The sequence below is a fragment of the Caulobacter sp. GW821-FHT10F06 genome (assembly GCF_058809215.1).
The window spans coordinates 542,305-554,657 of record NZ_JBXASK010000001.1; the positions used below are offsets into that span (position 1 = coordinate 542,305).

Annotated in this window: 14 protein-coding genes; 9 read left to right on the plus strand and 5 right to left on the minus strand. The window is 67.9% G+C overall.

Going from position 1 to position 12,353, the window contains the following annotated elements; translation table 11 throughout:
• Positions 1 to 49 precede the first annotated feature (49 nt).
• Complete coding sequence (locus AC1RUS_RS02485) at positions 50 to 946, plus strand: TIGR00266 family protein (protein WP_492912676.1); 897 nt, start codon at positions 50 to 52, stop codon at positions 944 to 946.
• Positions 947 to 1,117: 171 nt separating this feature from the next.
• Here the strand turns inward: AC1RUS_RS02485 and AC1RUS_RS02490 are convergent, their stop codons facing one another.
• Positions 1,118 to 1,447, minus strand: coding sequence for a chorismate mutase (locus AC1RUS_RS02490; protein ID WP_492912678.1), 330 nt, complete (start codon positions 1,445 to 1,447; stop codon positions 1,118 to 1,120).
• A 35-nt stretch (positions 1,448 to 1,482) separates the two neighbouring features.
• A complete protein-coding gene (gene gcvA, locus AC1RUS_RS02495; protein ID WP_492912680.1) occupies positions 1,483 to 2,439 on the minus strand; it encodes a transcriptional regulator GcvA in 957 nt (318 codons plus the stop codon).
• Positions 2,440 to 2,627: 188 nt separating this feature from the next.
• On the opposite strand from gcvA, the gene cobA reads away from it, so the two are divergent.
• Genes cobA through AC1RUS_RS02520 form a run of 5 tightly spaced genes read left to right on the plus strand, consistent with a single transcriptional unit; the run spans position 2,628 to position 6,789 of the window.
• A complete protein-coding gene (gene cobA / locus AC1RUS_RS02500) occupies positions 2,628 to 3,539 on the plus strand; it encodes a uroporphyrinogen-III C-methyltransferase (protein WP_492912682.1) in 912 nt (303 codons plus the stop codon).
• Positions 3,536 to 3,898: a DUF2849 domain-containing protein gene (locus AC1RUS_RS02505; RefSeq protein ID WP_492912684.1), complete on the plus strand. Its 363-nt coding sequence runs from the start codon at positions 3,536 to 3,538 to the stop codon at positions 3,896 to 3,898. The genes cobA and AC1RUS_RS02505 overlap by 4 nt, the downstream gene beginning before the upstream one ends.
• A gap of 2 nt (positions 3,899 to 3,900) precedes the next feature.
• Entirely contained in the window at positions 3,901 to 5,559 is a 1,659-nt protein-coding gene (locus AC1RUS_RS02510; RefSeq protein WP_492912686.1) for a nitrite/sulfite reductase, read from the plus strand.
• Positions 5,543 to 6,049 carry a DUF934 domain-containing protein gene (locus AC1RUS_RS02515; RefSeq protein WP_492912688.1) on the plus strand — a complete coding sequence of 169 codons (507 nt, stop codon included), beginning with the start codon at positions 5,543 to 5,545 and terminating at the stop codon, positions 6,047 to 6,049. Before AC1RUS_RS02510 ends, AC1RUS_RS02515 begins: the two co-directional genes overlap by 17 nt.
• On the plus strand, positions 6,049 to 6,789 hold the full coding sequence (locus AC1RUS_RS02520; protein ID WP_492912690.1) for a phosphoadenylyl-sulfate reductase: 741 nt from the start codon (positions 6,049 to 6,051) through the stop codon (positions 6,787 to 6,789). The genes AC1RUS_RS02515 and AC1RUS_RS02520 overlap by 1 nt, the downstream gene beginning before the upstream one ends.
• On the opposite strand, the gene AC1RUS_RS02525 is transcribed toward AC1RUS_RS02520, so the two are convergent.
• Entirely contained in the window at positions 6,786 to 7,217 is a 432-nt protein-coding gene (locus tag AC1RUS_RS02525) for a RidA family protein (RefSeq protein ID WP_492912692.1), read from the minus strand. The genes AC1RUS_RS02520 and AC1RUS_RS02525 overlap by 4 nt on opposite strands.
• Positions 7,218 to 7,337: 120 nt before the next feature.
• Between AC1RUS_RS02525 and AC1RUS_RS02530 the strand changes: the two genes are divergently transcribed.
• Positions 7,338 to 7,757: an Lrp/AsnC family transcriptional regulator gene (locus tag AC1RUS_RS02530; protein ID WP_492912694.1), complete on the plus strand. Its 420-nt coding sequence runs from the start codon at positions 7,338 to 7,340 to the stop codon at positions 7,755 to 7,757.
• 6 nt (positions 7,758 to 7,763) lie between these two features.
• Here AC1RUS_RS02530 and AC1RUS_RS02535 read toward each other — a convergent pair whose 3' ends face one another.
• Positions 7,764 to 9,935 (minus strand): acylase, encoded by a 2,172-nt coding sequence (locus AC1RUS_RS02535; protein WP_492912696.1) that lies wholly within the window; start codon positions 9,933 to 9,935, stop codon positions 7,764 to 7,766.
• A gap of 73 nt (positions 9,936 to 10,008) precedes the next feature.
• Entirely contained in the window at positions 10,009 to 10,506 is a 498-nt protein-coding gene (locus AC1RUS_RS02540; RefSeq protein ID WP_492912698.1) for a 3D domain-containing protein, read from the minus strand.
• A gap of 198 nt (positions 10,507 to 10,704) precedes the next feature.
• Here AC1RUS_RS02540 and AC1RUS_RS02545 point away from each other — a divergent pair, with 198 nt between their 5' ends.
• Both AC1RUS_RS02545 and AC1RUS_RS02550 read left to right on the plus strand, forming a co-directional pair.
• Entirely contained in the window at positions 10,705 to 11,289 is a 585-nt protein-coding gene (locus AC1RUS_RS02545) for a glutathione S-transferase family protein (RefSeq protein ID WP_492912700.1), read from the plus strand.
• Between the two features lie 18 nt (positions 11,290 to 11,307).
• Entirely contained in the window at positions 11,308 to 12,351 is a 1,044-nt protein-coding gene (locus AC1RUS_RS02550; protein WP_492912702.1) for a S1/P1 Nuclease, read from the plus strand.
• Positions 12,352 to 12,353 lie beyond the last annotated feature (2 nt).

Genomic DNA, 12,353 nt, shown 5'->3' on the forward strand with positions numbered 1-12,353 from the left:
CGACGGTGCAGCTACCGGAGCATTGCGTCGGCCGCGGGGCAATTTAAGGATGTGTAATTGGCGGTCAGCGCGTCGCGCGCCTAAGCTGCGGGCAGTTCAATCTAGGAGCCTTCCCATGCCCCCGAGCCCTTGGCATCACGAGCGCAACGCCAGCGTCGCCGACGACATCGACTTCGAGATCAAGGGCCAGGAGCTGCAGTTCCTGGAGATCGAGCTGGATCCCGGCGAGAGCGCGGTGGCCGAAGCCGGCTCGTTCGTCTGGAAGGACGCCAGCGTGCAGATGACCACCGTGTTCGGCGACGGCTCGGACGGTGGCGGCGGCGGGTTCATGGGCAAACTGCTGGGCGCGGGCAAGCGCCTGGTCACCGGCGAGAGCCTGTTCACCACCGTCTTCACCCACACCGGACAGGGCAAGGCGCGTGTCGCCTTCGCCTCGCCGACCCCCGGCTCGATCCTGCCGCTGAACCTCGGCCAGCTGGGCGGCCAGCTGATCTGCCAGAAAGACAGCTTCCTGGCCGCCGCGCGTGGCGTGTCGATCGGCGTCTTCTTCCAGCGCCGGGTGATGACGGGCCTCTTCGGCGGCGAGGGCTTCATCATGCAGAAGCTGGAAGGCGACGGCTGGGTGTTCGTGCAGATGGGCGGCACCCTGGTCGAGCGCGAACTGGCGCCCGGCGAGGAGCTGCACATCGATACGGGCTGCCTGGCCGCCTACACCCCCAGCGTCGACTTCGATCTGGTGATGGCCGGCGGGGTCAAGAGCGTGCTGTTTGGCGGCGAGGGCCTGTTCTTCGCCCGCCTGCGCGGTCCCGGAAAGGTCTGGATCCAGTCGCTGCCGTTCTCGCGTCTGGCGGGCCGGATGCTGCAGGCGGCCGGCGGGCAGGGCGGCAATCGGGGCGAGGGCTCGATCCTCGGCGAGATCGGCGATCTGATCGGGGGGAACAGGTAGTTTTCGACGCCGGACGTCCCCTCCGTCACGATGCGTATTCGCATCGCGCCACCTCCCCCGTTTCACGGGTGAGGAGGAAGGCCGCTGATCTCCTCCTCCCATGCGAAGCGGGGGAGGTGGATCGGCGCCGACAGGCGACGAGACGGAGGGGGCGTCCGGCGGTTGCCGAAACTACCCCTTCGTCCGATCCCAGCTCGCATACTCATAGGCGATGCAGCGGTCGACCAGCGTACGCCACACCGGCTCGGCGATGGCCTCCGACAGCCCCGACTCCCGCGCGGCGGCCTTCACCTTGTCCACCACGTCCTCGATCCGCGCGCGGTCGAAGACCTTGGAGCGGTCGGGCTTGATGCGGGCGGCGGCGTCCATGTAGCCCTGGCGCTCGGTCAGCAGGGCCACCAGGGCCCGGTCCAGCGCGTCGACGCCCTGACGGACGTCGAGCATGGTCTGGCAATCGGCGGGGACGAGGCGCTCGTCGACCGTGAGAGTCGTCTTGATCATGGGTCCCTTTAAGCCGGTTTGGCGGGCCGGGGAAACTAGATCCCCGAGCCGTTGTCCATGGTCAGCAGGGCCGCTTCGTGGGCTTCCGCCTCGGCCTTCAGCCAGGTCACGAACGCCTTCACCTGAGGCAGGCGGCCCTTGGCCTTGGGGTGGACGACGTAATAGGCGAAGTCGACGGCGGTCGCGATCTCGAACGGCACCACCAGGCGGCCGGCGTCGAGGTCGGCCTGGGCCAGGGTGCGCTTGGCCAGGGCCACGCCGCGGCCGTTGGCGGCGGCCTCGATGACCATGCTGGACTGGTTGAAGCGCGGGCCGCGCGAGCCGTCGATGGTGCGCATGCCGCGCGCCGCCAGCCACATGGCCCAGTCGGGGCAGCTGTCGTCGGCGTCGGGCGAGCCGTCGTGCAGCAGGATATGGCGGGCGAGGTCCTCGGGCGCGTTCAGCGGGTTCTCGGCCAGCAGGTCTGGGCTGACCACCGGCACGACGGTCTCGCTGAGCAGGCGGATAACCTCCAGGCCCGGGTAGCGGCCCGAGCCGTAGCGAATCGCCAGGTCGACCTCGCCGGCCGCGAAATCGACGACCTCCATGCCGGCCGACAGCCAGACGTCGACCTGGGGCTGGGCCTGTTCGAACTTGCCCAGGCGCGGCACCAGCCACTTGGCGGCGAAGGATGGAGCGGCTGTCAGGGTCAGGCGGCGGCCGTCGACGGCGGCGGTCAGCAGGGACGCGGCCTCGGCCAGGCGGTCGAAAGCCTCGCGCAGGGCGGGCAGGGCCGTCTGGGCCGCGTCGGTCAGCAAAAGGCCCTTGGGCGTGCGCTTGAAGAGGGCCGCGCCGACATAGTCTTCCAGGTTCTGGATCTGCTGGCTGACGGCGCCCGGCGTCACCGAAAGCTCGTCGGCGGCCCGGCTGAAGTTCAGATGGCGCGCGGCGGCCTCGAACGCCCGGAGGGCGTTCAACGGCGGCAGCCTGCGTCGCTCGGTCTGTCTTTCCATGAGTTTTACTGAACGCCCCGGCAGAAGTCCTTGTTTGCGAATTGGACCGCCCGAGCCCAGTTTGCAAGGGCTCGCTGGTGGATTGGCCCTTTTCACCGGCTTGCGCGCGCGGGGCGGACCTAACAGTCCGCCCCGTCTTGCGTTCCACGGGTTTATCCCGACCGCGTTGATAGAGGTTCTGATACCCCATGTCCCGGCTTCCGGCCCGTAACCGCAAATCCGGTCTCGTCGTCATCGGCGGGAACGCGGCCGCGCGCGCGCCTGGCGTCGTGCATCTGGTGGGGGCGGGCCCCGGCGATCCGGACCTCTTGACCTTCCGCGCCTTCAACGCCCTGCGCGCCGCCGACGTGGTCGTGCATGACGGCCTGGTGTCGCCCGAGATCCTCGATCTGGCGCGCGACGACGCCCAGCGCATCGACGTGGCCAAGCGCAAGTCGCGCCACACCCTGCCGCAGGACGACATCAATCAGCTGCTGGTCGCCCTGGCCCTGGAGGGCCTGACCGTCGTGCGCCTGAAGGGCGGCGATCCGTTCCTGTTCGGGCGCGGCGGCGAGGAGCTGGCCGCCTGCCGTGCGGCCGGGATCGAATGCCATGTCGTCCCGGGCGTCACCGCCGCCCTGGCCGCCTCGGCCAGCGCCGGCGCGCCCCTGACCCACCGCGGCAGCGCCCAGGCCGTGACCTTCGTCACCGGCCATGCCGCCCACGGCGAGCCGGACCTGGACTGGGCCGCCCTGGCGCGGCCGAACCAGACCGTCGTCGTCTATATGGGCGTCTCCACCGCCGGCCTGATCGCGGAGCGCCTGACCGCCGCCGGCCGCTCCGCCGCGACCCCGGCCCTGATCGTCGAGAACGCCAGCCGCGCCGACGAGCGCCGCATCCTCACCACCCTGGCCGACCTGGCCTCGGCCGCCGAGGGCCTGAAGGGCCCGGCGCTGCTGATGGTCGGCGAGGCCATGGCCATGGCCGACGTCGCGGCGGACACCCTCGTCCTTCGACAGGCTCAGGATGAGGTTGTCCTGGGCGCATCGGCAGACCTCACCCTGAGCCTGTCGAAGGGCGAGGTCGGCTCCTCAATTTCCCAAGGTTCGGGTCGCTCATGAAAGCCATCACCGCCAATCGCCTGCTCGACGGCGAGGTCGTGTTCTGGAACGCCGGCCAGTGGGTCGACCGCTTCGGCGACGCCCAGCTGTTCGACAATGACGAGACCGGCGTCGAAGCCGCCGTCGCCACGGGCAAGGGCCAGCCGACCGTGGTGGTCGACGTCTATCCGATCGACCTGACACAGTCTGAAGGCCACTGGGCCCCGGTCAGCTATCGCGAACGCATCCGGGCCCTGGGCCCCACCAACGAACCCACGCACGGCAAGCAGGCCGAGGGCGGCGACGTCGTCGACGCCCTGCGCCATGCCCACGGCGCGGCCCGCTCGACCGGCCGTGTCGACCTGATCCGCAGGAAGTAACGATGTACCAGTACGACGTCATCGACCGCGAGTTCCTGACCGACCGCTCCAACGAGTTTCGCGGCCAGGTGCAGCGCCGCCTGTCGGGCGACCTGACCGAGGACCAGTTCAAGCCGCTGCGGCTGATGAACGGCCTCTATCTGCAACTGCACGCCTATATGCTGCGGGTGGCCATCCCCTACGGCTCGCTGAACGCCGAGCAGGTGCGTCGCCTGGCCTGGATCGCCCGGACCTACGACAAGGGCTACGGCCACATGACCACGCGTCAGAACATCCAGTTCAACTGGGTGAAGCTGAAGGATGCGCCGGACATCCTCGACGCCCTGGCCCAGGTCGACCTGCACGCGATCCAGACCAGCGGCAACTGCATCCGCAACACCACCTCCGACCCCTATGCCGGCGCCATCGCCGACGAGATCGACGACCCGCGCGTGTGGTCCGAAGTGATCCGCCAGTGGTCGACCCTGCACCCGGAATTCTCGTACCTGCCGCGCAAGTTCAAGATCGCCATCACCGGCTCGGTCCAGGACCGCACGGCGGCCAAGGTGCACGACATCGGCCTGATGCTGCGCCGGGCGCGCGATGGCTCGCTGGGCTTCGAGGTGATCGTCGGCGGCGGCCAGGGACGCACGCCCTATGTCGGCCCGACCATCAAGGAGCACCTGCCGGCCTCGCGCCTGCTGAGCTACCTGGAAGCCGTCCTGCGCGTCTACAACCGCCACGGCCGCCGCGACAACATCTACAAGGCCCGCATCAAGATCCTGGTCGCCGCTCTGGGCGCCGAGGAATTCGGCCGCCAGGTAGAAGAGGAATGGGCCAAGATCGACGCCGCCCGCGCCGATCTGCCGGACCACGAACTGGCCCGCATCCGCGGCGCTTTCGCCCAGACGCCGTTCGAGACCCTGCCGGCCGTGTCGGACGTCTTCGAAACCGCCAAGGCCGCCAGCCCGGCCCTGCAGCGCTTCGCCCGCAACAACGTCAAGCCGCACAAGAAGCCCGGCTACGCCATCGTCGAGATCTCGCTGAAGGCCCAGGGCCAGACGCCGGGCGACGCGACGGCCGACCAGCTCGACCTCGTCGCCGATCTTGCTGAAAAGTATGGCCTGAACGATGTGCGCGTGACCCACGCCCAGAACCTGGTCCTGCCGCACGTCAAGCTGGACGATCTGCCGACCGTGCATGCGGCCCTGGCCTCAGCCGGCCTGGCGACGGCCAATATCGACCTGGCCAGCGACATCATCGCCTGCCCGGGCCTGGACTACTGCGCGCTCGCCAATGCCCGCGCCATCCCGATCGCTCAGGACATCGCGGCCAAGTTCGCCGATGAGGACCGGGCCGAGAAGGTGGGCGAGCTGAAGATCAAGATCAGCGGCTGCATCAACGCCTGCGGTCACCACCACGTCGCCCACATCGGCATCCTGGGCGTCGATAAGAAGGGCGAGGAATTCTACCAGCTGTCGCTGGGCGGGTCGGGCGCGGAAGACGCCTCGATCGGCAAGATCCTCGGCCCGGCCCTGCCGGCCGACAAGGTGGCCGGCGCCATCGACACCCTGGTCGAGGCCTATCTCGGCATCCGCACCGGCGAGGAGCGCTTCCTCGACACCTATCGCCGCGTCGGCCTCGAGCCCTTCAAGGAGGCGGTCTATGCCCAAGCTGATTAAGCTCGAAAACGGCGTCGCCGCCTTCGCCGACGACAGCTTCGTCCACGTCACCGACGAGGACGCGATCCCGGAAACCGGCGATGTCATCCTGTCCCTGACCCGCTTCCAGGCCGAGGGCGACGCGCTGCTGTCGTCCAACAGCCGCAAGGTCGGGGTGCGCATCGAGTCCAACGAGGAGGTCGAGGCCCTGGCCTATGACCTGCCGCGCCTGGCGGTGGTGGCCGTGGCCTTCCCGAAGTTCCGCGACGGCCGCGCCTACACCTCGGCCCGCCTGCTGCGCGAGCGGCTGGGCTTCACCGGCCAGGTGAGGGCGGTCGGCGATGTGCTGCAGGAGCAGGCCGGCTTCATGATCCGCTGCGGCATGGACGCCTTCGAGCCCGCCGACGGGGCCAGTCCCGAAGCCTGGACCAAGGCCGCCAGCCGCTTCCGCCATGTCTATCAGCGTGCGGCCGACGATCGTCAGGTCGCCTATGAGGAAAGGACTGCGTGATGGCGTACGACCAGACGGATGCCACGCCCAGCTTGGCGGCCCGGCTGGACGCCGAATTGCGCGACGCCCATCCGCTGACTATCCTGCGCAAGGCCCACGAGACCTTCGGCGACAAGCTGGCCCTGGTCTCGTCCTTCGGGGCGGAGTCAGCCGTGCTGCTGCACCTGGCCTCACGGGTCTCGCCCGACATCAGCGTGCTGTTCCTCGACACCGGCATGCTGTTTGGCCAGACGCTGGACTACCGCAAGTCGCTGGCCGCCCAGCTGGGCCTGACCGACGTGCGCGACCTGCGCCCGGCCTTCGCCGACATCGCCACCCAGGATCCCAAGTCCGACCTGTGGCGAAGCGACATCGACGCCTGCTGCAACATCCGCAAGGTGCTGCCGCTGGACCGCGCCCTGGGCGGCTTCGACGGCTGGATCACCGGCCGCAAGCGTTTCCACGGCGGCGATCGCCTGCGTCTGGCGGTGGTCGAGGAGGCAGAGGGCAAGATCAAGTTCAACCCGCTGGCCAACTGGTCGAAGGCCGAGCTGGACAGCTACATCGCCGAATACAACCTGCCGGCCCACCCGCTGGTCGCCCAGGGCTTCCCGTCGGTCGGCTGCTGGCCCTGCACCCAACCCGCCGAGGAAGGCCAGGACGTCCGCGCCGGCCGCTGGGCGGGTCAGGAAAAGACCGAGTGCGGGATCCACGTGGCCCGGGCCCCTGGAGCGGCGCCCAACGTGGGCGGCGACATTTAGTCGGCGGCGACCGCCTCGATCTCCAGCAACCACTTCTCGTCATAGATGCCGGTGATGATGATGGTCATGGCCGGCGATAGCTCGCCCAGCATCGCCTTGCGCACCTCGTAATGGCCCTGGCGATACTTCCGATCCGACAGGAAGACCGTGATCTTCACCAGGTTGGCCAGGGTCATGCCCGCCGCCTTCAACTGGCGTTCAACGTTCTCATAGGTCAGGCGGCACTGGTCGGCGAAGCTTTCCGGCACATAGCCCTTGGCGTCCTCCGGCACCTGGCCGCTCACGAATACCATCCGCGATCCGGCGATGACCTCATGGGCGTCGGCATAGCTGAGGCCGGTGGGATTGATCGGACGATGCATGAGGTCTCCTGCGGGAGCGCCGGCCGTCAGGGCCAGGGCGGCGAGGGTGAATAGGCGGCGGTCCATCGGTTTCTTGTGAGGCCGGTTTCTTGTGAGGTGAGGCGACTCCGGAAACTGTGCCTTGAACCGGCGCGGCCGGCCGCCGTCCGATCGACGGTTTCACCGCTGTTTCGAGCGCCGCCGCCGATGGACGCCAAGGACCACGCCATACTGGAGCTGCTACGCGACAATGCACGTCTGCCGCTGAAGACCATCGCCGGCGCGGTCGGTCTCGCCAGCAGCTCGGTGCGCGAACGCATTGCACGGCTGGAGGGTGGTGGCCTGATCGTCGGCTACGGCGCTCGGCTGGGGCTGACGGCTCCGGGCGTCTCGGCGATCCTGATGGTGCGGCTGAAGGCGACGCCCGACTGCGGGGCGGTCGCCGATCTGGTCGCGATGGCGGCCGTCCGCCGCTGCTGGTCGGTGGCTGGCGAGATCGACCTGATCGTCGAGATCTGGGGCGCGGACATGAACGCCGTTAACGTCGCCCGAGACGCCATCGCCACTCACGAGGGCGTCAAGACCGTGACGACGGCTCCCGTGCTGCTGCGCGAGAAGGACGGCTAGGGCGCGCTACTGCCCTGGCCGATAGGTCCGAGCGATGTGCCCCTTCAGATCCTCCGGATAGAAATACACCTCCCGCAGGTTCCCCTGGCTGTACCTCAGCGCCTGGTCGTTGAAGTGCGGTGAACTCGGGTCGCCACTCTCCCCACCAGCCGACACCGCACGAGCGCGGACCTTGTCGCCGAATTCGACCACGGCGACGAAGCTGTTGCCCGACGTGCCGTAGTACTTCCGCGTCCCCGGCCAGCGCTTGGCGCCGAACGAGGCCAGGGAGCCCCACTGGGCCGAGGCAAAGGGCACCGGGATGCTGGGGGCGTCGTCGTTGAACGGCTGGACGATGTCGCCGGTCAGGCGCTGGAAGCGGTTGATCTGGCCCCAGGGCGTGCGCCAGTCGCCGAAGTCCGTCGTCAGGCGATCAGAGGCCTGCGCCAGCGCCTTCAGTTTCTCCGCGCCGGTCATCTGATCGGCCATGTAGTCATAGACATTGACGCCCTTGGCCTTGGCGGCCGGCGCGGCGGTGGTCCACATCGCTTCGCCCCAGAACACCGCCAGGGAGGTGGCTTCCGACTTGGCCGACCACTGGAAGTCCCAGGCCTTCAGCAGCGCGATCTGATCGGCCAGCCTGGCCTTCTCGTTGGCGGGGGCGGCGTCGTAGGCGGCGACCAGCGTCGGGACCAGCCGCGCGAAGGCGGTGAGGTAGGGATCATAGGCCGCGCCCAGCAGGCCGGGCAGGGTGAAGTCCTTGCGGCCCGTCAGCACCCGGGTGGCGTGGATCCCGCGCGGGTTCTCGCCGAACGTATCCATGTACCTGGGATAGTCGGCCTTCTTGGGGCTGTAGGGGCCCGCCGCCGAATACGGCCAGTCGTTGGTGTTGAAGATCCAGCCGGTCTTGGGGTTCAGCAGGTGAGGGGCTTCGTTCAGGGCGTGCAGGCCCTTCCAGTCGGTGGCCGGGTCCGAGCCGTCGACCGGCTGGGTGTAGTCGAAGCGGTCGTCGCGGCGCGGGATGAACTGCGGATGCAGATAGGCGATCTGGCCCTTGCTGTCGGCGAAGATGGTGTTGTTGGACGAGTTGGCCTTCAGCTGCGCCACCTTCATGAACGACGCATAGTCGGTGGCCTTGGTGCGCAGGAACGACTGCTCCAGCGCCGCCACCGGCTTGTTCATCAGGGCGATGCTGATCCACTTGCCGTCAGCCTCGCGAATGATCGGGCCGTGATGGGTGCGGAAAACGGTGAACCTGCGCTCGGCCATCGTCCCGTCGGCGGCCCTGTACGGCACGGTGATGACGTCGCTCGTCAGCGGCCGCAGGTCCTTGCCGTACTTGTAGAAGCGCTGGCCGTCCTTCTCGACGATGGTTTCGGCGAACTCGTCGACCACGTCGACGCCGCTGGAGGTGTGCATCCAGCCGGCCTTGGCGTTGAAGCCTTGGTAGATGAAGAACTGGCCCCAGGTGGTGGCGCCGTAGGCGTTGAGGCCCTCGTCGCTGGCCACCTGCATCTCGGAGCGGAAGAAGAACGAGGTGTGCGGGTTGATCAGCAGCAGGGCGTTACCGGCCAGGGTGTTTTCAGGAGCGATGGCGAAGCCGTTCGAGCCGGTGGGCTCCTTGAAGAGCAGGCCCTTCTCGTCGGTCGTCATGGCCAACTGGCGCTTGCCATAGAAGGCTTCCAGTTGGCTGAGGGGCACACGCTCGATGTCGCCGCCGATGCTGCCTTCCGAGAAGCTCAGCGCCATCCATGGCTCGAAGTGCGTGATGGTGCGCGGCTTCGCGGCAGGATGGGTCGCGAGATAGAAGTTCAGGCCGTCGGCCCAGCCGTTCATCAGCGCCTTCAGCCAGGCGGGGCTCCTGGCGTAGTCGGCCTTCAGGACCACCGGATCGATGAACAGCTTCTGGCGCAGGTCGCTCCAGATCGCCTTCTCGCCGTCAGCCTCGGCCGTACGGCCCAACGACGTGATGAAGTTGGTCTCGACGCGGTTGAAGTCGTCTTCGGCCTGCGCATAGGCCATGCCGAACACGGCGTCGGCGTCGGTCTTGCCGTGGATGTGGGCGATGCCCCAGTCGTCGCGGACGATCTCGACCTTGGCGGCGCGGGCCTTCAGGCGGGGGAGGTCGTCAGCCGCGCGGGCTGGCGAGCCGGCGAGGGCGACGAGCGACAGCAGCGCCAGCAGGCTGGAAGAACGCATGAGACCTCCGGAGCCTTCAGGCTCGATCGGTCGTCAGGTTAGGAGAAGCTTGGCCGAGCGCAAGGCGCGACGCTTATTCCGGCGGGCAGCCCTTGAACTCGCCGACCTTGCTGACCGACAGGTTGGTCAGGTTGACGCCGGAGAGCGCCTTCATCGACGAGGCGCCGGTTCCGCTGAACAGGTCCAGCTTCAGGCCCTTGATCGCGCCGCCGATGTCGGAGGCGTACCAGTAGCCGTCGTGGACGCCGCCGTCGGGCATCGGCAGGCCGACGGTTTCTTTGATGAAGAGGACGGTGCGGCGCGGGATCACCTTGGGGTCCACCGCGACGGTGCGCATCGCCGCGACGCGGCAGCCCAGCGAGTCGAGGGCGCGGATGCCCTTGGCGCCGGCGTGGTACATCGTCGCCTTCATCTTCCATTCCAGCGAGCCTGGAATGGTGCCGGTCAGGGCGCCCGTGATCAGGTCGCCGAGCGGGTCGGATTTCGGGCCGGAGTCCGAGTCGGCGGCGAAGGCGGGGAGAGCGGTGGACATGGCCAGGACGGCCAAAAATCCGGCGAGCGTGCGACGCATCGAGGTATTCCTCTTATCGGCGTATCTGTCGGGCGGGGTTTGGATAGTCGGATCACGCTCCTGTGACAACCCTTGAGGCGATCTTGTCGCGGCGGGGCTCGCTCGCTGGGCGAAAATTAGTCATGAGATCAAGCGCTTGAAACTTGGCCGTAACGGCGTCGATTTTTGCCTTTCGGAAGCTTCACAGAAGGAACCGGCATGACCTTGCGTATTTTCGGCGACTCGATCTCGGGCAACTGCCTGAAGGTGAAGTGGACCGCCGAGCGGCTGCGCCTGCCGTTCGACTGGATCGAGGTCGACATCCTGAAGTCGGAGTCGCGGACCCCGGAGTTCCTGGCCATGAACCCGGCGGGCCAAGTCCCGGCGGTGATCCTCGAGGACGGGCGCGCCCTGGCCCAGTCCAACGCCATCATGCTTCACCTGGCCGAGGGCTCGGTGCTGATCCCCTCCGACGCCTATGACCGCGCCAAGATGCACGAGTGGCTGTTCTGGGAGCAGTACAGCCACGAGCCCTATGTCGCCGTCGCCCGGTTCCACGTCACCTATCTGGGCAAGGCGATCGAGGAACTGGACGCCAAGCTGGTCGAGCGCGGCGGGGCCGCCTTGGCCCGCCTGGAAACACAGCTGAAACAGACGCCCTATCTGGTCGGCGAGCGGCTCACTCTGGCGGATATCGCGCTGGTGGCTTACACCCGGGTCGCTCACGAGGGCGGCTTCGATCTCTCGCTGTATCCGGCCGTGAAGGCCTGGGTCGGCCGGGTCGAAGCGGCGCTCGGTCTCTAAGATTTCGCCGGAGTTCGCATGTCGCGTCTGTCGTCTCGCTTGTCGTCCAGCCTGAAAGTCCTCGCCATCGCCGCGGCCCTAGCCGCGCCGGCCAATTCGGCCCTGGCCTGGGGTTCGTCCGGCCATCGCCTGGTCGGGGTGCTGGGGGCCAAGAACTTCCCGTCGGACCTGCCCGCGTTCGTGCGCACGCCGACGGCGATCGCGGCGATCGGCGAATACGCCCGCGAGCCCGACCGCTGGAAGGGCGCGGGCAAGGTCCACGACACCGACCGCGATGCGGCCCACTTCCTGGACGTCGACGACCAGGGCAAGATGTTTGGCGGCCCGGCTTTCACGGTCGAGACCCTGCCGCCCACCCGCGCCGACTATGAGACCGCCCTGCGCGCGGCCGGCGTCGACAGCTGGAAGGCCGGCTATCTGCCCTACGCCATGATCGACGGTTATCAGCAGCTGGTGAAGGACTTTACCTACTGGCGCATTCTGGTGGCGGCCGAGAAGCAGACCACCGACGCCACCAAGAAGGCCTATTACTCGGCCGACCTGAAGCGTCGCGAAGACCTGCTGATCCGCGACCTGGGCGTCTGGGCGCACTATGTCGGCGATGGCAGCCAGCCGCTGCACCTGTCGGTGCACTACAACGGCTGGGGCGATTATCCGAACCCCAACGGCTACACCAACGCCCGCTCGACCCACTTCAACTTCGAGGGCCCGCTGGCCAAGGCCTCGGGCGACGAGGCCCAGGTCCAGGCGCTGATCCCGGCCTACAAGGCCTGCGCCTGCTCGGTGGAGACCCGCATCGTCAGCTATCTGACCGACACCTGGAAGCAGACCGAGCCGCTGTACCAGCTGGAAAAGGCCGGCGGCATGGTCGAGACCGACGCCAAGGGCAAGGCCTTCACCCAGGCTCGCCTGGCGGCCGGCGCGGCGGCCCTGCGCGACCTGGTGACCGACGCCTGGCGCGAAAGCGCCAACGGCAAGATCGGCTATCGCCCCGAGATCAGCGTCGCCGACGTCGAGAGCGGCAAGGCCGATCCGTGGTTCGATCTCTACGGCAAGGACTGACG